General features: G+C 72.5%; 17 protein-coding genes and 1 pseudogene. 11 read left to right on the top strand and 7 right to left on the bottom strand.

Annotated features, from left to right (window positions below; translation table 11 throughout):
* Positions 1 to 141: 141 nt before the first annotated feature.
* Positions 142 to 582, bottom strand: a complete 441-nt coding sequence (locus tag ABZ642_RS10810) for a hypothetical protein (RefSeq protein ID WP_360480518.1) — start codon at positions 580 to 582, stop codon at positions 142 to 144.
* Positions 583 to 754: 172 nt separating this feature from the next.
* On the opposite strand from ABZ642_RS10810, the gene ABZ642_RS10805 reads away from it, so the two are divergent.
* Both ABZ642_RS10805 and ABZ642_RS10800 read left to right on the top strand, forming a co-directional pair.
* Positions 755 to 1,858: a PP2C family protein-serine/threonine phosphatase gene (locus tag ABZ642_RS10805; protein ID WP_360481293.1), complete on the top strand. Its 1,104-nt coding sequence runs from the start codon at positions 755 to 757 to the stop codon at positions 1,856 to 1,858.
* A 117-nt stretch (positions 1,859 to 1,975) separates the two neighbouring features.
* Positions 1,976 to 3,031, top strand: coding sequence for a hypothetical protein (locus tag ABZ642_RS10800; RefSeq protein WP_360480515.1), 1,056 nt, complete (start codon positions 1,976 to 1,978; stop codon positions 3,029 to 3,031).
* A 4-nt stretch (positions 3,032 to 3,035) separates the two neighbouring features.
* On the opposite strand, the gene ABZ642_RS10795 is transcribed toward ABZ642_RS10800, so the two are convergent.
* The gene (locus ABZ642_RS10795; protein WP_360480512.1) at positions 3,036 to 5,009 is read right to left on the bottom strand and encodes an Ig-like domain repeat protein; all 1,974 of its coding nucleotides are present in this window, start codon (positions 5,007 to 5,009) and stop codon (positions 3,036 to 3,038) included.
* A 356-nt stretch (positions 5,010 to 5,365) separates the two neighbouring features.
* Entirely contained in the window at positions 5,366 to 5,488 is a 123-nt protein-coding gene (locus tag ABZ642_RS10790) for a hypothetical protein (protein WP_360480510.1), read from the bottom strand.
* Positions 5,489 to 5,684: 196 nt separating this feature from the next.
* Between ABZ642_RS10790 and ABZ642_RS10785 the strand changes: the two genes are divergently transcribed.
* From ABZ642_RS10785 to ABZ642_RS10775, 3 genes and pseudogenes are all read left to right on the top strand, one after another.
* A complete protein-coding gene (locus tag ABZ642_RS10785; RefSeq protein WP_360480508.1) occupies positions 5,685 to 7,028 on the top strand; it encodes a helix-turn-helix domain-containing protein in 1,344 nt (447 codons plus the stop codon).
* Between the two features lie 81 nt (positions 7,029 to 7,109).
* Positions 7,110 to 7,538 (top strand): annotated as a pseudogene (locus ABZ642_RS10780) (TIGR03943 family protein); the annotation flags it as partial.
* 115 nt (positions 7,539 to 7,653) lie between these two features.
* A complete protein-coding gene (locus ABZ642_RS10775; protein ID WP_360480506.1) occupies positions 7,654 to 8,448 on the top strand; it encodes an SDR family oxidoreductase in 795 nt (264 codons plus the stop codon).
* A gap of 28 nt (positions 8,449 to 8,476) precedes the next feature.
* On the opposite strand, the gene ABZ642_RS10770 is transcribed toward ABZ642_RS10775, so the two are convergent.
* Together ABZ642_RS10770 and ABZ642_RS10765 are read right to left on the bottom strand one after the other, a co-directional pair.
* Positions 8,477 to 9,256, bottom strand: coding sequence for a hypothetical protein (locus ABZ642_RS10770; protein ID WP_360480503.1), 780 nt, complete (start codon positions 9,254 to 9,256; stop codon positions 8,477 to 8,479).
* 144 nt (positions 9,257 to 9,400) lie between these two features.
* Positions 9,401 to 11,068: a hypothetical protein gene (locus ABZ642_RS10765; protein ID WP_360480500.1), complete on the bottom strand. Its 1,668-nt coding sequence runs from the start codon at positions 11,066 to 11,068 to the stop codon at positions 9,401 to 9,403.
* A gap of 309 nt (positions 11,069 to 11,377) precedes the next feature.
* Between ABZ642_RS10765 and thrS the strand changes: the two genes are divergently transcribed.
* Entirely contained in the window at positions 11,378 to 12,595 is a 1,218-nt protein-coding gene (gene thrS, locus ABZ642_RS10760) for a threonine--tRNA ligase (RefSeq protein ID WP_360480497.1), read from the top strand.
* A gap of 138 nt (positions 12,596 to 12,733) precedes the next feature.
* Positions 12,734 to 13,699, top strand: coding sequence for a nucleoside hydrolase (locus tag ABZ642_RS10755; RefSeq protein WP_360480494.1), 966 nt, complete (start codon positions 12,734 to 12,736; stop codon positions 13,697 to 13,699).
* Between the two features lie 192 nt (positions 13,700 to 13,891).
* On the opposite strand, the gene ABZ642_RS10750 is transcribed toward ABZ642_RS10755, so the two are convergent.
* On the bottom strand, positions 13,892 to 14,836 hold the full coding sequence (locus tag ABZ642_RS10750; RefSeq protein WP_360480492.1) for an LAETG motif-containing sortase-dependent surface protein: 945 nt from the start codon (positions 14,834 to 14,836) through the stop codon (positions 13,892 to 13,894).
* 286 nt (positions 14,837 to 15,122) lie between these two features.
* Here ABZ642_RS10750 and ABZ642_RS10745 point away from each other — a divergent pair, with 286 nt between their 5' ends.
* Positions 15,123 to 16,769 carry an alpha-amylase family glycosyl hydrolase gene (locus ABZ642_RS10745; protein ID WP_360480489.1) on the top strand — a complete coding sequence of 549 codons (1,647 nt, stop codon included), beginning with the start codon at positions 15,123 to 15,125 and terminating at the stop codon, positions 16,767 to 16,769.
* On the opposite strand, the gene ABZ642_RS10740 is transcribed toward ABZ642_RS10745, so the two are convergent.
* Positions 16,766 to 17,548: a DUF4142 domain-containing protein gene (locus ABZ642_RS10740; protein ID WP_360480486.1), complete on the bottom strand. Its 783-nt coding sequence runs from the start codon at positions 17,546 to 17,548 to the stop codon at positions 16,766 to 16,768. The two genes, ABZ642_RS10745 and ABZ642_RS10740, sit on opposite strands and share 4 nt — an antisense overlap.
* Before the next feature lie 249 nt (positions 17,549 to 17,797).
* Between ABZ642_RS10740 and ABZ642_RS10735 the strand changes: the two genes are divergently transcribed.
* From ABZ642_RS10735 to ABZ642_RS10725, 3 genes are all read left to right on the top strand, one after another.
* Positions 17,798 to 18,538 (top strand): DUF6445 family protein, encoded by a 741-nt coding sequence (locus ABZ642_RS10735; protein WP_360480483.1) that lies wholly within the window; start codon positions 17,798 to 17,800, stop codon positions 18,536 to 18,538.
* Positions 18,539 to 18,718: 180 nt separating this feature from the next.
* Positions 18,719 to 19,465: a DUF4232 domain-containing protein gene (locus ABZ642_RS10730; RefSeq protein ID WP_360480480.1), complete on the top strand. Its 747-nt coding sequence runs from the start codon at positions 18,719 to 18,721 to the stop codon at positions 19,463 to 19,465.
* A gap of 83 nt (positions 19,466 to 19,548) precedes the next feature.
* On the top strand, positions 19,549 to 19,968 hold the full coding sequence (locus ABZ642_RS10725) for a hypothetical protein (RefSeq protein WP_360480477.1): 420 nt from the start codon (positions 19,549 to 19,551) through the stop codon (positions 19,966 to 19,968).
* Positions 19,969 to 20,109 lie beyond the last annotated feature (141 nt).

Raw genomic sequence — 20,109 nt, 5'->3', positions numbered from 1 at the left:
CGGCCGGAGTGGCTTCGCAGGGATGTCGCCGGGCGCCCTCGGGCGGCCCGGCGGCCGGTGAGGGGAAACTCCCGTGAGGGAAAAAGGGGAACGCGTGGGCCCCGGCCGGCACGGCCGGGGCCCACGCGCGGCCGGGAACGGTCACCGGATGCGATGGCCGACCGCGTCCTCGTGCGTGTAGAACCGGTAGAACATCACGACGAACGTCACCGCCGCGACCGCCAGGGACATGCCGGTGGAGCGCAGGATCGACTCTCCGCTCTGGCTGTACAGGAAGCCGAAGGCGATCCCGATGAACGCCGTCCACATCAGCGCGTGCACCTCCCGCCCCAGCCGTGGGGCGATCGTCAGCACGCCGAACAGCACCACGGCGAAGACGATCGCCGTCACGAAGCCGAACAGCAGGTTCCAGCCGGTGATGGGACCGCCGCTGCGCCGGTTCGCGGCCGCCCAGTAGCCGTAGATCAGCCCGGTCACGACCGGGAAGGCCAGTCTGGCCATGACGTGGGCCTGCGGGCTGAAGATGTCGGGCGTGGGGCCGCGCCGGGGCATACCGCCGGACGTGGGTGCCGCTTGAGCCATGAGAGTGCTCCTCTCTCCTCGCCCCCCAGCTTCCAGGGCACACCTGCGGGTACCCCCTGGCAAGTCGGCCGTCCGGGGTTTCTGGGGCGCCCACGACATGCGGCGGGTCCCGGCGCGTGGTTCTCTGACTGTCGTGACCGACCACGCGGCCCCGCGGTGGTGGCAGGATCTGCTGCGCCGGCAGCCCCTGGAGTGGGCGCGGGGCCGGAGTTTCTCCTGGGCGGCGCCGTTGCTGCTGCTGGCCGGGATCACCGCGGTCGACCTCAACACCACGGAGCGGTTCCGGATCATCTCCTGGATCGTGCTGGTCCCCGGGATCGCGGCAGCGATCTGCGGGGTCTGGGCGACGGCCGTCTTCGCCGTGCTGGCGGTCCTCGACTACATCGCCGTGGACAGCGTCTGGCCGCACCAGTACCAGGCCGGGCTGCCCGACTTCATCCTGGTCGCCTTCGCCGGGCTGCTGGCCATGCTCGCCTGCGTGGTCCGGGCCGGCGGCGAGCGGCGGCTGGTGCACATGCGGGACATCGCCGAGACGACCCGCCGGACCGTGCTGCGTCCGCTGCCGCCGGGGTGGGCGGGGCTGGACCATGCGGAGGTCTATCTCGCCGCCGACACGGTGGCCCGGGTCGGCGGCGACTTCTACGACATCCAGCCGGGCCCGCACGGCATCCGGGTGCTGGTCGGGGACGTGCAGGGCAAGGGGCTGGGCGCGGTGGAGACGGCGGCCGCGCTGCTGGGCACGTTCCGGGAGGCCGGGTATCACGAGAAGGACCTGGCGACGGTGGCCGGCCGGCTGGAGACCCGGATGCTCCGGCACCGGGGCCACACGGTCGCCCTGGGCCGCGACGACGGCGACCGCTTCGCCACGGCGGTGCTGCTGGGCTTCCTGCCGGGCGAGCCGGACGCGGTGGAGCTGGTCAACTTCGGTCACGAGCCGCCGCTCGCGGTGCGTCCGACGGGGGTACGCGAGTTGCCGCAGGGCGACGGACTCCCGCTGGGCATGGGCGAGTTGGCGACGGGGTCCGGCCTTCCGCCGACCCTCAGGATCGCCCTCGCCGCCGACGAGACGCTCCTCGTCACCACGGACGGCGTCACCGAGGCGAGGAACGCGGACGGCGAGTTCTACGCGCTGCCCGAGGAGGCCGCCCGGGCCGCCACCTCCGACCCGGCCGTCCTGGTCGCCCACATCCGCGACGGCGTACTCCGACACAGCCGGGGCCGTCTCTCCGACGACACCACGATCTTCGCGATCCGCCGAACGCCGACCCCCGGCTAGGGGCCCGGGGCCGGAACACCCCCATCCCAGCCCAAACCTCTCCCGTACCCCCCGCTTTGCAGGCGCAGCGGTTACGGTGCTGACGTAAGTGGACCTGGGGAACTTAGGGGAGGGCCGATGCCCGGAACCGTGCTGCTGCTCGCGGCCTCGCCGACGGGCAAGGGGTGCCTGGTGGACGCGGCCTCCGTGCTCCCCGTGCTCGCGGCCGTGCCCCCGGCGATACTCTCCGGCACCGACACCGCGAACGTGGTGGAACTCGCCGACCCTCTGGAGCCGCAGGCCGTCCTGACCCGGCTGCGGGCCGCCGCGGCCGCCCCCGGCCCGCTCACCGTGTTCGTCACGGGTCAGCTGCAGCTGGACCGCAAGCAGCGGCTGCCGCATCTGGCGCTGGCCCGGACCACGCCCGCCACCGTCCGCTACACCGGCCTGCCCTGGCACTGGATCCGCGAGGAGCTGCGGTTGCGGCCGGCCGGGGCGACCACGCTCGTCCTCGACCTGCACGCCGACCACGAGACCTGGGAGTGGCTGCGTACCGTGCCCCTGGACTCCGGGCGCAACAACGCCGTGTACGGGCGTATCGCACCGCCGCCGGCCCGCCGGGAGGTCGCGTCACCGTCGTACATGAGGGCCGTGGCGACCGTGCTGCGCAGCGGGCACCGGCCGCCGCTGGCGCAGTTGCACCAGCAGGTGCTCGCGCGGCTCGGCGCCGAGGTCGCGAGCGGTGTTCTGTTCAGCACCCACACCCCGGACAGCGGGGATCCGCACGACGCCATCAGCGCGGCCGCGCGGGGCGGCCGGTACGCGGAGGCCGACGGGCTCGCTGCCCGCTGGGAGGAGGCCGCCGCGCGGGCGCACGGGCCGGCCTCCGAGGACGCCCTGCACTGGTCCGAGGTGCGGGCCGACCTGGCGATGTTCGCCGGGGACGCGGCGCGCAGCTGTCGTACCTGGCTGACCGTCGCGCATGTCCGGCTGGCCGCCGGGCAGCCGGCCGACGCACCGGCCGTCGAGACGGCCGTGGACCGGGCCCACCACCAGTGGGGGGCCATCAAGGAGGCGGCGCGGGCCCGTGAACTGGGGCCCGCGCTCGCGGAGTTGAGACTCAGGGTGCCGGGCCGCCGGGAGGGTGCCCTGGACCATGTCCAGCAGCACCTGCGGCAGCTTCAGACCAGCTGATTCACTAGTTCGTGAAGGTGAAGTACTTCCACGCGCCGTAGGTCGTGGAGTTGACGGTGTCGCCGGACGTGCCGTTGATGTAGTCGGAGCGGACCCGGAAGCGCCAGCCGACGTCCTGCTTGTGGTTGCCGGTGAACTCGACCTGGGAGATGCCGCTGCCGGCGAGCGCGAAGTACTTCGAGTCGTCGGAGTACCACTTGCCCTGGTAGTAGACCTGGAAGTCGAACCGCTGCGCACGGCCGGTGTAGTAGGGCATCTTGGTCGTGAACAGCGGGTTCTTGGTCTTGTGGAAGTAGGCGTAGGTCTGGCCCCAGGCCTTCTTCGACTTGTACTGGCGGCTGACCGCCATGGAGATGCTGACCTTCGCGCCCACCGAGCTGGACACCGAACGCGGCTGCCAGCGTGCGTCGCCCGTGAACTTCGCGGTGACCTTGGTGTCGCGCTTGAGGTCCAGGGTGACGGACAGGTTGCCGTGCGAGTCGACCTTGCCGGACTTGGCCAGCTTGTTGGGCTTGTCCGAGCCGAACGGGTCGGCCCAGATCTCCACCGTGCGGTTCTTGTACGTCGTGCCGAGGTGGGCCGTGAACTTCACGTCCTGCCCGTACGCGTACACCTTGCCGTTGTTGTTCAGCGTCAGCGTCGGCTTGGCGCGCGAGACGTCCACGGTGTCCTTGGCGGAGGCGGCCGTGTGGTCGGCGTCGCCCGCGTAGGAGACCGTGTACGTCACCTTGCCGCCGGCCGGCGGGGTGTCGGTGAAGGAGTAGGTGCCGTCGGCCTTGACCGTGACCGCAGGCAGCGCCTTGCCGGTCGGGGAGTCCAGGTCGGTGCGGGTGACCGTGACCTGGGTGCCCGCGGGCAGCGCGGCCGTCGAGGAGACCGTGCCGGTGACGGTGAGCTGCTTGGCGCGGGTCGCCGTCGCCGGGGCGTTCACCGTGACGGTGGTGGCCGCCCGGCCCGGGGTGTCGTACTCGCGCAGGGAGTACACGTCCGCGTCGTTGTACGTCACCGCGAACAGCCGGGAGCCGTCCGGCGTCCAGGCCAGACCGCCGTCGGCGAGGGTGTCGGCGCCGCTGGACGTGCCCGTGTTGGGGAAGTCGTACGTGCGCACGGCCTCGCTGCTGCCCGGGTGGAAGATGTAGATGTCCGGGTCGTACCAGGCGAAGCTGCCGCCCGCGACCGTGCCGTCGGGCGCGATCGCGACCGCGTTCGGGTAGGCGGTGCTGGTGTACTTGCCGTCCTCGTTGAGGTCGGACGTCTTGTACACCTGGTGGTAGTACGGCGCCCCGCTGGCCACCACGACGTCCTTGCCGTCGGGGGTGACCTGGAGGTCGTTGAGGTTGCTGCCGTCGGTGCGGATGTGGGCCAGCTGGGTCGCGGTGCCCGACGAGACGTCGTACGAGGTCAGCGACGCGGGGCTCAGGTCGCGGTCGCCGGCGACCAGGGTGTCGGTGCCCGGTGCCGCGTCCAGGATAGGCGCCGAGTACCAGCTGTTGTCCTGGCCGAGGGTGACCTGGTGGTCGCCGGCCAGGTCGACCGAGCCGATGTTGCCCTCGGCGTCACCGCCGTAGCCGAACCACAGCTTGCCGTCCGCGACGGCGACGCTTCGTGGCTTGTCGCCGACGGTGTAGCGGGTGGTCTCGGTGTCCGTCGCGGTGTCGATGACGGCGACGGCGTCCAGGTCCCGGACGGCCGCGTAGAGCGTGCCCGAGTCGGCGGACAGCTCCAGGCCGGTGACCCCTGAGAGGTCGGTGGTGAGCTGCTTGAGCACATTGCCCGAGTAGTCGGTGACGACGATCTTGCCGTTGCTCGGGTCGCTGATGAAGACCTGCTGGTGGACGCCGTCGACGACGATGTCACCGGTCGACTTGATCGGCAGCAGGGCACTGGTGTCGGCGAAGGCCGGCGTGGTGGCGGCCAGGGCCGCGGAGCTGAAGAGGACCGCCAGGGTGGTGGCGGCTGTGACGGTGCGGGTGCGCATACGCACGCTGATTCGAACCCCCCGGATCGAATGAAGTGGGGCGCCACGGGAAGGTGGCCCACGGGTGCTTACGGTGTGCGTGCGCTGTGGGCCGTGTGTGGCGGATGTGATGAAGACTAGGTCATGCCACTGACAATCAGCACCCGGGATTCCCCGGCCGGCAAGCGGTCGCCGACGGCCCGGGGAGGGGGCGGCCGCGGCGGGTCGGGCGTATGCGTCAAAGGTGGTGTATCGGCTTCGCCTTGCCGAGGTGGTCGGCGAACCGGGAGCCCTGGAGCGGGAGTTCGGTGTCGCCGCACCGGGACGAAGTCCGGCCGGCGGGGCCGGGACGGTCCCGCCGGGGCAGGTGGGGCGCGTCAGCGCGGCGCGTGTTCGGCGGTGGCCGGCACGGTGGAACGGGAGCCGTTGTCCGCCGCTCCGGCGGGCCCCGCGTTGGCGGCCGTGATGAGCGCGGCCACGGCGATCACCGCGGCTGCCACACTACGGACGGTGGCGGTCCCTCCGATCGAGCGGAGCCTGGAGTGGGGGAGTGCGGCAGGGCGTGCGGATGTGCGTCCGAGCACGGCGACCTCGCAACGACAGGGGCGGGTTAAGCGTGTTTAATTCGCCGTTTAACCTAGGGGCTGACAGAGCTCAACGGCAAGGGGTCCAGGGGGAGTTGGGGGGAGTGACAGAATGCAGGAACGGGACGATCCGGAGACCATCGGGCGACGGGTGCAGCAACTGCGCACCGAGCGGGGGCTGACCCAGCGGCAGTTGGCCGAACCGGCCTACACACCGGCCTATATCTCCACGCTGGAGGCGGGTCGGGTGCGCGCCTCCGACGAGGCGCTGCGGCACATCGCCGGGCGGCTCGGCGTCGGCTTCGAGGAGCTGGCCAGCGGGCGCCCCGCCCATCTCGCCACCGACCTCAGGCTGCGGCTCACCGAGGCCCAGCGCACCCTGGCCACCGGCGCCGCCGAGGAGGCCGCCGCCCTGTACGCCGCCCTCTTCGACGAGGCGGAGGCGCACGGACTGGCGGTCGAGCAGGCCACCGCACTGCTCGGGATGGGCGAGTGCGCCCTGGACACCGGTGAGCTGGGGCAGGCCAGGGAGTTCTTCGAGCGGGCCGAGGTGCGGACGGCCGACGAGCCGCTGCCCGTACGCGTCCCGGCGATCCGCGGCCGGGCCGTCAGCCACTACCTGGCCGGTGAACTCCGGTACGCCGTCTACCTCCTTGAGACCACGCTCGACGAACTGAACCGCGGCGGCCTGCACGACCCCGACGCGCTCCTGCTCCTCTACGCCTCCGCCATCGGCCCGTACATGGACATGGGCGCCCACGCCCGCGCCGCCCAGGCCGCCGAACTCGCCCTCGCCCTCGCCCCGCAGGCCGGCGACCCGGCGCTGATCGCCCGGATGCACCGCTCCGTCGCCCGCACCCTGCTCGCCGAGGGCCGGGTCGCCGAGGCCGACGCCTCCCTCGCCAAGGCCGCCGAGCTGTACCGCCAGCTCCAGCTGCGCACCGAACTCGCCAACTGCCACTGGATGCGCGGTTACGTCTACGCCCAGAACGGCGAACTGGAGCGCGCCGAGGGGGAGTTGCGGGAAGCCCTGGCGATGCTGTCGGAGACCCGGGCGGCCCTGTACCGCAGCCAGGCGGCCGTCGAGCTGGCCGACGTACTGCACCGCCGGGACAAGTCCGAGGAGGCCGCCGCGCTGCTGCACGACGTGCTCGGCGACTTCTCCTCCGAGCGCGGCGCGGTGCACGCGGCCGCCGCGCACCGCCTGCTCGGCATCATCGCCGAGGACGCCCGGGAGACGGAGGCCGCGGAGGAGCACTACGTGCGCGCGCTGAGCCTGCTGGAGCGGGCGGGCGCGGCCGGCGACCTGGCGGACCTGTGCCGGCTGCTGGGAGACCTGCTGCGCCGCACCGGCCGGGTGGAGGCGGCCCTGGACGCGTACCGCACCGGCCTCGGCCACCGAACGGCCCCGGGCACCACGACCCTGGGCCCGGCACCGGCACAGCCGCCGCTGTAGGGGGTGCGGCCACCGCCCGGTGGTGGTGACCGGGGCGCCACGGGACGTGAAACCCGACGCGCACGGTCGTTGAGCGGCGGCGCGCTCGGTTCGTACAGCGCCCAGCGCGAGGCGGCGCAGCGGGCGGCGCAGGGGGTCGGGGCCTTCCCGGCGCTGCCGGCCGGGAACCCGGTGGCGCCGACGCTCGCCGGGTTCAGCTCGCGGGCGATCTACGACAGCTGGCGCTCGCTGACCGGCCGTACCGTCCGGATGACGGGTTTCGTCACGCACGGCTCCGACGGCACCTGGTACCTGACCCGGCTGATGGTCACCTGCTGCGCCGCCGACGCCACCACCAGCAAGGTGGAGATCCGGGGCGAGGACGCGCCGCTCACCGACACCTGGGTCACCGTCACCGGCACCTGGCACCCCAAGGGCACGTTGGGTTCGGACGCGGCCTGGCCGCCGGTGCTGGACGCGAGGTCGGCGAGGACAGTGCGGCAGCCGGCGGACCCCTACGAGACGCCGTAGCCCGTTCGGCCCAGGTGGCCGGGTCGCGCCGCCCCGCATGACGGACGGTGGCATCCGTAGGCACCGGTACACGAACCCTGGCATTCGCAGGTGGACGAAGGGAACCCTCCCGCCCATGCATATCGATCTGACAGGACGCACCGCACTGGTCACCGGCTCCACACAGGGGATCGGTGCGGCCATCGCCGCGGGGCTCGCCCGGGCCGGCGCCCGCGTGGGTGTCAACGGCCGTGACGAACGCCGGGTCGCCGACAGCGTGCGGGCGCTGGCCGAGCAGGTCCCCGGCGCCGACCTGGTGTCCGTGGCCGCCGACGTCGCCACCGACGAGGGCGCGGCCCGGGCGACGGAGCTGCTGCCCCAGGTGGACATCCTCGTCAACAACCTGGGTGTCTTCGGGGCCGCCGACCCGTTGGAGCTCAGCGACGACGAATGGCGGCGCTACTTCGAGGTCAACGTGCTCGCCGCGGTACGCCTGACACGGCTGTACCTGCCGGGTATGACCGAACGCGGCTGGGGGCGCGTGCAGTACATCGCCAGCGACTCGGCGGTGGTCATCCCGGCCGAGATGATCCACTACGGGATGTCGAAGACCGCGCTGCTGGCGGTGAGCCGCGGGTTCGCCAAGAAGGCGGCCGGTACGGGCGTGACGGTGAACTCGGTCGTCGCGGGCCCCACCCACACCGGCGGCGTCGAGGACTTCGTGTACGGACTCGTGGACCGGGAGCTGCCGTGGGAGGAGGCGCAGCGGACGTTCATGCGCGAGTACCGGCCGCAGTCCCTGCTGCAACGGCTGATCGAGCCGGAGGAGATCGCCCACATGGTCGTCTACCTCAGCTCCGAGCAGGCATCGGCCACGACCGGAGGCGCCCTGCGGGTGGACGGCGGGTACGTCGACTCGATCCTCCCCTGACCGCCGGGGCCGGGTGCCAGGACGGGCGCTAGGCCTGTGCCCGGCCCTGTTCCCTCACCTGGGCGAGGCGTTGGACGCCGATGTCGAGGGTCTGTTCGGTGGTGTGCGCCGGGAGGGTGCCGAGGGCGCCGGCGGTGAGGACGATCGCGTCGTCGCCGGCGCGGACGACGGCGATGTCGACGGTGAGGGTGGTGGGGTCGTCGCGCGTTGAGGGCTGCGTGGTGAGGGTGACCCGCAGCCCCTGCCGGGCCTCGCCGAAGGCCGCCAGCCCGGAGTCGGCGACCTGGACGGTCTCGGTCCCGGCCGACGTCGTCTGCGCGGTGAACCGCCCGCAGACGCCGGGTACCGCCCGCAGCCAGGCCAGGGTCCGGTCCACGTCGGCGGCGCGGCTCGCATAGACCTGGTAGCGGAGCTGGGCGTTGTCGTCGCCGTCGTCGAGGACGGTGACGGCGTGCGGGCCGGCCGGTTCGAGCAGCTCGTCGGCGTACAGGGCGTCGAGCAGGCGCTGGCAGTCGGGCTGCCCGGCGACGGCCTTGAGCAGCCCGTCGTGCCAGGTGGCGGTGGAGTCGCCGGCCGTCCACGGCACCCCGAGGTCGCCCTCTTCGACCAGCGCGGCCTGGGCCTGGTCGGGGGTGAGCGCCGGGGTGCCGGGCGAGGCGGCCGGGGTGGTGGGGGCGGGACGCTCGGCGGCGGTCGCGTTCGCCGCGGGGGAGGCGCCCGCGGCGGACGCTTGCGGCGCCCGGCCGGCCGTACAGGCGGAGACGGCGAGCAGGCCGGCCACGGCAAGACCGGAGGCGATGACTCTCATGGCGGGGGCCTCTCCGGGAACAGGAGCGGTGGACGCGTGAGATCACGCCATCACCACTGGCGCCCGCCTACCACCGCTCCGGTCCGTCCGGGTGAGTCCCGGGGTTCGGGTGGGCTCCCCCGGGCGGTCTCCGGTGTCGCCGGGTCAGTGGACGTCCACGAAGTCCTGCGCCGACCGGGTGGCGAAGTGGGTGCTGTTGCCCGCGTAGTCGATCGTCCAGGTGCCGTCGCGGGTCGCCTTCGGCTTGGCGGTGAAGTGGCCGGTGCTGTTGGTGGCCGCCGTGGTCACGGTCTTCCAGGTGGTGGTGCCGGTCGCCCGGAACAGGACGGTGACCCGCTGACCGCCGTACGCCTTCCAGGCCGTGGTGTGGTGCTGCAGTACCCCCGTCACGGTGAGGGTCTTGCCCTTGGCCACCGGCTGCGGGGTGATCTTCAGCGTGGTGATCCGGCTGGCGGTCCGGGACTTCTTGACCGCGGTGGTGACCTGGTCCTGGTAGGTCGTGGAGGCGCGGTGGTGTGCCCGGTACCAGCCGGAGGCGCGGTTGCTCGCGCTGATCGTGAAGGTGCCGTCGGCCTTGGCCTTCCCGGTGGCCACGCGGGTCCACCCGGTGTGTCCGTCGGCCGAGTACTCCAGGTCCACGGCCTGGCCGCCCAGACCGGGTGAACGGCTCACGGTCGCGGCCAGCTTGCCGGAGGCGGTGGCCTTGTGGTCGGCGCCCAGCGTGGTCTTGAAGCCCGTGATCGACAGCGGCATCTGGACCTGCTGGGTGACGTCGGCCCAGGCGTTGCTGAGGTAGGGGGCTTCCGCGGACGTGCCGAGCGAGAAGGAGCCCGGACGGGTGACGGTGACCCGCACGCTGTACGAGCCGTCGGCGCCGGTCACCGCGGTGGTGGTGACCGCTGGAGCGGAGCCCCCGTCGGCGTAGCTCACCTGGATCGTGCGGCCCGCCAGGGGATGCACCGTGTACGGGCTGACCTGCTCGGTCCAGGTCGCCTTGCCGGACAGCGTGACCGTGGCGCCGGAGCGCACCGGGGAGGCGGAGGTCCTGGCGCCGATGCTGACGGCGCCGTCGGTCCTGGCGAGGCCCGGTGCCAGCGTGCAGGCGGCGGTGCCCGCGACGTGCGCGGCCGGGTCGGTGCCCGGGTTGGCGGTCACCGAGACCCAGGCGCCGCCCGCCACGGTGATCGCCTGGCTGAAGGTGCCGTCGGCGGCCAGCGGGGCGTCCGTCGTGCTGGGCTCCAGCTCGGTCTCGGACAGCCATTTCACGGTCGCGAGGCCCGTGTACGGCTGCAGTTGCCCGGTGTAGGGATCGCGGCCGAGCACCGTGCCGGAGACGGTCACCGTCCGGTGGTCGGTGTCGGACGCGGCCCGGTCGGTGCGGGCCGTCTGGACGACCGGCTGGAGCGTGTAGTCCACCAGGCCGTACAGCTCCGTGGACAGACCCGGGTAGTGGATGAGCGGCGCGTCGGCGTAGGCGGCCCACGTGCCGTAGGCGTCGAGGTGGATCGGCCCGTCGGTCTGCCAGGTGTTCGCGGTACCGGTGGGCACCCAGCTGACCGGCACGGTCCACGAGCCGACGTGCAGCTCGGTCGGCAGGCTGTTCACGCTGGTGTCCAGCTTGAGGACCACCACGCCGCGGTGGTTCGCCAGGCTGTGGATGTCGGCCTTCTGGTTGGTGGAGTCACCGGTCGTGGAACAGCTGGGCACCGTCGCGGCCGCCGCGGACGGGGCCGCGACCGTGGCCGCGGTCGCGGCGAGGAACGCGGCGGTGAGGGCCGCGGTCAGGTTCCTCGGCACCGAAGTCATCGTCATATGACCGATCATGACCCTCTGTCAGTCGGATGATCTGATCGCGTGGGGGAGTTGTGACGAATGTGTGACGTCGGTGCGGTCGCCGGGCGGGGTCGGCCCGGCGAGGCAGCCGAATAACCCGTGGCCCGTCGCCCGCCCCGCTCGTTACCGTGGACCGCATGAAGCGCGCCCAGCCGTGTCCGTCCTCCACGACGACGCCGGAGACCGTCCCGGCGCGCTGACACCTGACCTGTCCGAAGCCCCGGGGCGAACGCCCCGGGGCTTTGTCGTGTCGCGGGTCGCTCGCCTCCCTGACGGAGGAGATCCGCCATGCACGACCACCGCCGACTCGGCCGTGAACTCGACCTGTTCGACACCGACCCGCTGATGGGCGCGGGCCTGCCCTACTGGCTGCCCGACGGCGCGGTCGTACGGCACACCCTGGAGGAGTACGTCCGGGACGCGGAGCGCCGCGCCGGGTACCGGCATGTGTACTCGCCCGTCCTCGGCAAACGCGAGCTGTACGAGATCTCCGGGCACTGGGCGCACTACCGCGAGGACATGTACCCGGCCATGCGGGTGGGGGCGGAGGAGGTCGTGCTGCGGCCGAGTCTGTGTCCGCATCACGCGCTGATCTACCGGTCCCGGGCACGTAGTTACCGGGAATTGCCGCTGCGGATCGCCGAGTTGGGGGGCATGTACCGCGCCGAGCTGTCCGGCGTCCTCGGCGGCCTCACCCGGGTGCGGGCCATCCAGCTCAACGACGCGCACATCTTCTGCACCCTCGACCAGGCCGTAGAGGAGGCCCGTGCCGCCCTGGAGCTGATCGCCCGCGCCTACGCCGACCTCGGCATCAGCGCCGTACGGCACCGGCTCTCGCTGCCCGGCGACGGCGGAAAGTACGTCGCCGACCCGGAGTTGTGGCGCCGGGCCACCGTCCTGCTGCGGGAGGTCCTGGACGGGGCGGGCGTGGCGTACGAGGAGGCCGAGGGGGAGGCCGCGTTCTACGGCCCGAAGATCGACGTACAGATCGCGGACCCGGCGGGGCGGGAGTCGACCCTGTCCACCGTGCAGATCGACTTCCACCAGCCGGAGCGGTTCGATCTGCGGTACGTCGGGGCGGACGGCGGCAGGCACCGGCCGGTGATGGTGCACCGGAGCGTCATCGGGAGCGTGGAGCGGGCCGTCGCGCATCTTCTGGAGGTGCACGGCGGGGCCTTCCCGGCCTGGCTGGCGCCGGTGCAACTCCTCGTCCTGCCGGTCGCCGAGGCGCAGTCGGCGCAGGCCGAGGCGCTGGTCGCGGCGGCGGTCGCGGGCGGGCTGCGGGCCGAGGTCGCCCATCCCGGGCAGGGGAGTCTGGGCGCGCGGGTGCGCGGCGGCCGGCTCGTGCCGTACCAGGCGGTGATCGGCGCGCGGGAGGCCGAGGCGGGACTGGCGGCCGTACGGCTGCGGGACGGGCGGCGGGTGGGCGCGTTGCCGGCGGCGGAGCTGGTGCGGCGGATCGGGGCGCGGGTGGCGGGGCGCGGGACCGGACTGTGGGACGAGTGAGGGGGCGGGGGACCGGAGTGTGGGACGAGTGAGGGGGCGGGGGACCGGACTGCGGGACGAGTGAGGGGGCGGCTGTCCTGCCGTTCGTTCGGGTGTTCTGGTCGGCGCATAGAGTCGGGGTGACGGAAGGAGCCCCCTGTGGCTGGTCTGCCCATCCCCGTGATCATCGACTGCGATACCGGTGTCGATGACGCCCTCGCCCTGTTGTTCGCCGTGCGGCACCCGGGGATCGATCTGCGGGCGGTGACCTGTGTGGCCGGGAACACCGACGTGGACGGGGTGGTCCGGAACACGCTGACCGTGCTGGAGCGGGCCGGGGCCGGGGACGTGCCCGTGGCGCGGGGGGCCGAGCGGCCGCTCATCGAGGCGGCCCGGTCGGCCAGGCACGTGCACGGCACGGACGGCATGGGCGACCTGGGGCTGCCCGCGCCCACCCGCCGTCCCGCCGACGTCGACGCCGTCACCCTGCTCCGCCGCGAGATCCTCACCTCGCCCCGCCCGGTCACCCTCGTCCCGACCGCGCCGCTCACCAACATCGCCCTGCTGCTGCGCACCCACCCCGAGGTCACCCGCAACATCGAGCGGATCGTCTTCATGGGCGGCGCGGTCGCCACCGGGAACGCCACCCCGGTCGCCGAGTTCAACGTCTGGCACGACCCCGAGGCCGCCGCGATCCTGCTCACCGCCGGAGTGCCGATCACCATGTACGGCCTGGACGTCTTCCAGCGGGTCGTGGTGCCGGGCGCGGACGTGCGGAGGCTGCGCGCGAGTGCGGAACCGGGCGCCCGGCTCGCCGGTGACCTGCTGGCGCACCGGCCCGCCGCCCCGGACCCGGACGGCGACGACGCGGACGGCGGCCTCGGTGACGCGGGCGCGGTCTGTGCGGTCGCCGACCCGGTCGGCCTGACCACCCGCCGGCTCCCGGTCGAGGTCTCCCTGGCCCCGGGACCGACCCGCGGCCAGACCGTCGTGGACCGCCGCCCCCGCCCGGGCGAGGCCGAGATCCACGGCGGCGGCCGGGAACAGGCCATGGTGGACGTGGCACTCGACGTGGACGTGGCCCGGTACGTGAAGCTGTATCTGGAGACGGTCGTCACCGGCTAGGCCGACCGCGACCGACCGCGACCGAGGGGCGAAGGCGGCCGAAGGCCGAAGCCGACTCAAGACACCCCTGTCCGCATCCCGCGGGGTCAGGTCCGGCACGTCGAGAACTGCTGAGCCCCGTCCGCACAGGTACGCCCCAGCCGTTCAGGACGGCTGGGGCGTACGTGCCTGCGGGGTCCGCGGGGTCTCGGATCAGGCGCGGGTCGCCTTGCGGCGGCGCGTGACGACGACGATCGCGGCACCGCCGGCCAGCAGCACGGCCGCGCCGCCGGCGAGGATCGGGGTGGCGGAGTCGGCGCCGGTGTGGGCCAGGTCGCCGCCACCGCCGGAGTTGGTGCTCGGGGCCGGCGCGGGGGCGGTCGTCGACTCGGAGGCGGAGGCCGACGGGGTGGCCGTGCCGGTCGATTCGCTCTCCGACGGCGACGGGGTCTGTGCGGCCGGCGGCGTGCTCTCCTCGGCCGGGGTCGACTCCGAGGCGGAGGCCGACGGGGTCGGCGACGGGGAGGAGGACTCGCCGGTCGCGCAGTCCTTCGTACCGCCGTTCCAGGACGCGATCAGCTTGTCCTTGATGACCGCGTGGTCCGGGCCGGCCGGCAGGTCGCCGTGCTCGAAGCCGTCGTTCGCGTCCTTCTCGCCGTCGAACTTGACCGCGCCCCGGTAGAGGTCGATCTGCGCGAAGCAGCCGGCGTCCGGGACCGCGATGTCGAGGGAGTCGGTCTGGCCCTGCTTGACCGTCACCGAGTCGAAGTCGACGAAGATCTGCTCGCCGGAGGTGGCGAAGGTGGCGCCGTGGGCCAGGTAGGAGGCGAGCGAGGCGGTGCAGCTCGTGGCGTCGGCGGCGGCGCGCACCTTGATGTGGACCTTGCCGTCGTCGGTGACCTTCAGGTTCTGGTCGTCGACCTTCACCGAGTCGAAGAAGTCGGAGCCGTCGACCGAGAACTGGCACTTGTCGGTGCCGGTCTCCGTGCCGGCTCCGGTGCCGGGGCTGTAGTGGCCGCCGGACTTCCAGCCGTCACCGCCCGGGGCACCGTGCGCGAAGGCCCCGGAGGCCCCGGCGACGGAGGCGGCACACAGGGCGAACGACGCGAGGCCCGTCCCCAGCAGGCGGTGCGCGGTGACATGTCTGGTTATGGACATGGATATCCCATCGTGGATCTCGCGAGGAGGGCAGCGGAGGCTGCGGAAAGCGAAGAGACACCAGGCTCATTGGTCGCATGCGCCACGGTGTGCGCCCATGGTCGTGTGACGTGCCGAAGCCTGTCAACCTGCGTGGAAGCAAGAGGCGTTCGGGGTTCATCACAACTTCCACACACAGGGAATGATCTGCTCCGCGCGGTGGGAAGGTTCGCTTTCTCGGCCATATGGACAGACTTGTTCTCGGTTTCCCCCCGCTCGAATTCCGTCCCGCCCGAAAGGAACGCGCGTGGTCGACCTCTCCTCCCGGAACCCCGACTGGTGGCGCCAGGCCGTGATCTACCAGGTGTATCCGCGCAGCTTCGCCGACGCGGACGGCGACGGGCTCGGTGACCTCCGGGGCGTCACCGAGCGGCTGTCCCATCTGGGCGCGCTCGGCGTGGACGCCCTGTGGCTCAGCCCGTTCTACCCGTCCGAACTCGCCGACGGCGGCTACGACGTCGCGGACCACCGGGACGTCGACCCGCGCCTGGGCACCCTGGACGACTTCGACGCGCTGGTCGCCGAGGCACACCGGCTGGGTCTGAAGGTGATCGTCGACATCGTCCCGAACCACACCTCGCATCTGCACCCCTGGTTCCAGGAGGCCCTGCTCGCGGGCCCCGGCTCGGCGGCCCGCGACCGCTACGTCTTCCGGCCCGGCCGCGGCGAGCACGGCGAACTCCCGCCCTCCGACTGGCAGTCGGTGTTCGGCGGCAGCGCCTGGCGCCGGGTCCCGGACGGCGAGTGGTACCTGCACCTCTTCGCCCCCGAACAGCCCGACCTGAACTGGGCGCACGACGAGGTCCGCGCCGATTTCCGCACCACCCTGCGCTTCTGGTCCGACCGGGGCGTCGACGGCTTCCGGATCGACGTGGCGCACGCCCTGGTGAAGGACCTCGCCGAGCCGCTGCGGGACGTGGCGGAGTTCGGCGCGACCGGCGAGCAGGCGCTGGAGCGGGTACCGCCCGGCACGCACCCCTACTGGGACCGTGACGAGGTGCACGAGATCTTCCGGGACTGGCGCAAGATCTTCGACGCCTACACCCCGCCCCGCACGGCCGTCGCGGAGGCCTGGGTGCCCGGCGCCCGCCGCGCCCTGTACGCCCGCCCGGACGAACTCGGCCAGGCCTTCAACTTCGAGTACCTCCAGACCCCTTGGGACGCCGAGGCGCTCCGTGAGGTCATCACCGGCTCCCTCGCCACCGCCCGTGCGGCCGGCGCCTCCGCCACCTGGGTGCTCTCCAACCACGATGTCGTACGGCACGCCTCCCGGCTGATGCTGCCACCCGGCACCGACGAGAACGCCTGGCTGCTGTCCGGCGGTCGGGCGCCGGAGATCGATGCTCCGCATGGCCTCCGCCGGGCCCGCGCCGCCACCCTGCTGATGCTGGCGCTGCCCGGATCGTCGTACGTCTACCAGGGGGAGGAACTCGGTCTGCCCGAGGCCGCCGACCTGCCCGCGGCCGTCCTCCAGGACCCGGTCTGGGAACAGACCGGCCATGCCCGCAAGGGCCGCGACGGCTGCCGGGTGCCGCTGCCGTGGACGGCGAGCGGGCCGTCGTACGGCTTCGGACCGGGCGGTGCCTGGCTGCCGCAGCCGGAGGGGTTCGCGTCGTACGCCGTCGAGACGCAGGCCGGTACGGCGGGCTCCACGCTGGAGCTCTACCGCACCGCGCTGCGGCTGCGCCGCAAACTGATCGAGGGCGAGACGCTGACCTGGGCCGAGGCGCCGGACGGGGTGCTGCACTTCGCCCGGTCGGAGGGCTGGCGGTGCGTCACGAACGTGACGGACGCGCCGGTGCCGCTGCCGCCGGGCGAAGTGCTGCTGGCCAGCGTGCCGCTGCCGCTTGACGGCACGCTGCCGCCCGACACCACGGTGTGGCTGGGCGCCTAGCCGGCTGTGGGGTTGGGGGTCGGGGAGGCGCCGGCATTGCCATCGGCGTTGCCGGTGCCGACGCCGGCACCGCTGCCCGTGAAGCCGTTCTCGCCGGGCAGCGCCGGCGGGCTGGTCGTGCTGTTGACCGGCGGGGTGAGGACGACCTGCGGCTGGCCCGCGTCCGGAGGCGGCGGGGTCAGGTCGGTGGCGGGCAGCTTCGGCGGGGTCGTCTCCTGGAAGAGGACCGACGGGAAGTCGACCAGGCCGGTCTGCTCCATCACCGTGATGTGGTCCAGGACCGTGGCGTTGGCCTGGTCGGCCAGGATCCGCACCAGGGTGTTCCGGGTGGTGGAGCGGATCTTGGCGATCGTGTTGAAGATCGAACCGTGCGTGACCCGCAGGATGTTGGCGAAGTCCGTGTCGAACTTCTTGCCGCTGTCCGCGTTCAGGGTGTTGATGAACCCCTGCTGCTGTGGAGAGGGCAGGTTCGGGATGGTGATGTTGAGCATGGGCGCGATCTTGCGGCAGCTGGCGTCCAGCGCCGCGTGCCCGTCGATCAGGTGCTTGCTCGCGGTGAGGACCGCCTGGCTCTGACCCTTCTTCAGGCCGATCTGGCCCACGGGGTACTCCCACAGCCCGGCCGCGCGCACCTTCACCACGAAGTCACGGTCGCCTTCGGTCAGGGGACCCCACTGGGTGTTGGCGATGACGCGGGTCGTGTCGCTGGACACGGTGTTCACGCCCAGCATGCTCGGGTAGGCCAGTGCCGCGAGGGTCAGGCTGAGGGCTCCGCCCACAAAGAGAGTTCCCGTCGCGTTCCGCGAAAAGCGCACTGGTGCCTCCTGCCGGTCAGGGATCCCGCGCAGGGGCGGGTCGGTCGCCGATGAATACGGATGACGGAAGCTCCAGAAACCTTTTGGTTTGGCAAAGAACTTGTGAGGCCTTGCTCTGTCCGGGGCGCCGTCTTCCCATGTCTTGACCACGGGAGGGTGATGACTTCCCCTGGTCAGTGTGGCCATGACAAAGTCGCGGGCTAGCTTCGCCGCATGCCCCCACAGCCCCCCTTCCCGCGCGTTCCCCACGGCGCAGCTCCCGGCCGTGGTCCGGGCCGTACTCCCGGCCGTGGCCCCGCCGCGCTGCCCGTACTGCCCTACCGCAAGCCCACCAAGGGCCGTGACTACTGGGTGTTCGACGACGTCCTGCCGGACGTGGACGCCGTACGGGAGCGCTGCCTGGCCAAGGACGACTGGGTCCAGGGATACCCGTACACCTCGGAGACCTGGCCCGGACTGCGCACCATGCCCGGCCTCGAACCCGCCGAACTCGCCGTCGTGGAAGGCCTGGTGAAGCAGGCGACCGGCGCCGGGAAACTGTGGGTGCAGCAGGCGCCCGGCGGCGGCACCCTCAACCACAACTGCGTGCAGGTCGTCGGGGAGGGCGAGAGCGAGCCGCGCCCGCACACCGACTCACGGGCGCTGTGCCGGTACGCGGCGGTGCTGTACCTCAACCCCGGTGTCGCCAAGGACTGCGGCACCGCCTTCTACCGTCAGTCGCTGCCCGGCGGCCGGCTCGGCGGCAACATCGTCCAGGCCCCGCACAACAACCTGGTCGAGGCGCTGGGGACCCGGTTCGTCCCGGGCGACCACTTCGAGGAGGACGTCCGCGTCCCGCACCGGTACAACCGACTGCTCCTCTACAACGCCAACCTCGTGCACAGCGCCACCGGTTACGCCGGCAAGACGCTGGAGGAGAAGCGGATGACGGCGGTGTTCTTCTGGATGGCCTGATGTCACAGGGGAGTTGACCCGCCGGATTCGGTACCGGATTCGGTACCGGATTCTGTAACGGCGCGCGTGACACGACCACGACGGTCCCGTGACGGCGGGCCCCGAACTTCCCTGCCCGGGGCCGCATCGAAAGAGGTGTCCGGCAGAGAGCCGGGGAGAACACCACCGCTGGGGGACCCCATGTCGAACCGTCGCCGCAACCTCCGCAAGACCGCCGCCGCGCTGACCGGCGCCGCCGCACTGATGGCCCTGCTGTCCGCGTGCAACGGCACCGCGGCCGGCTCCGTCACCTCCGACGGCGGTACGGCGGCCCCGGCGGCGGGCGACGCGTCCGGCACCGGCGGTTCCACGGGCTCCGGCGGCTCGACCGGCTCCACGGGCTCCACCGGCTCCACGGGCTCCGGGTCCGGGGCCACGCCGGCCGGGAACAGCGGGTCGGGGAGCGGCACGGGCGGGAGCAAGGGCTCCGCCACCTCGTCCGGCTCGTCCGGCTCGGGCGGTTCCGGCACCTCCGGCGGCTCGGTCGCCGCCTGCCAGGCCTCCGGGCTCGGCTACTCCTGGGCGGACACCGGCAGCGGCAGCGGCCAGAAGCACGCCGTCGTGGCGCTCACCAACAAGAGCGGCCACTCCTGCACGCTCTACGGCTTCCCGGGCGTCGACCTGGTCAACAGCGGTCAGCAGTGGTCGCTGCAGCGCACCAACGCCACCCCGCAGCGGGTCACCCTGGCGAGCGGCGGCTCCGCCCACTTCACCATCACCTACCTGGCGTCGGACCAGAGCGACTCCACCGCGTTCAGGCCGACCACGGTCGTCATCACCGCGCCGGACCAGCGCACCTCGTACGACCTGCCGTGGCGCGGCGGTGCCGTGGTGCTCCAGGACGGCGCGACCCACCCGGGGACGTACGTCGGCCCGGTCGGCAGGTGACCACCGGGGACCCAGGACCCGGGTTCACCCGTTCGGAGTAACCCCCGTGGTGAGGGGCCGAGGGCGGCCGGATCGTCGTACCCATGACACAGCAGACGCATCCGGCACCGGCGCCGGCGCCGAGCAGCGGCTGGACCAGCGGCGGAGTCGTCTTCGCTGGGGTCCTCCTGCTGATGAACGGCATCTTCGCCATCCTGCAGGGCATCTCCGCGATCGCCACCGACGACGTGTACGCACGGGTCCACGACTACGTGTACAAGATCAGCCTCACCGGCTGGGGCTGGATCCTGGTGATCCTGGGCGCGCTCGGGGTCATCGCGGGTGCCGCCCTCCTCAAGGGCGCCCCCGGCTGGGCCCGCGTGGTCGGCATCTTCCTGGCCGCGCTGAGCATGGTCGCCCAGTTCCTCTTCCTGCCCTACGCCCCGGTCTGGGCGCTCATCATGATCGGCATCGACTTCTTCGTGATCTGGGCGCTGGCCGTGTACAAGCCGGAGCCTGCCTGACCTCTCGGGGTCACCCGCGTCGCGGACGCGGCGGAAGCCGGTGCGGCCGGTGCGGCCGGTGGAGCCGTGGGCGCCGGGTCACGGCTGCGCGGCGCCGGGCGATGCGGCGGCAACGGTACGACGAGTCGCGACACCGTACGA

The organism is Streptomyces sp. NPDC007157, from assembly GCF_040634235.1.
GTDB lineage: Bacteria > Actinomycetota > Actinomycetes > Streptomycetales > Streptomycetaceae > Streptomyces.
The sequence above is the reverse complement of the archived record's forward strand: the minus strand, read 5'-3'. Positions and strand labels throughout refer to the sequence as shown.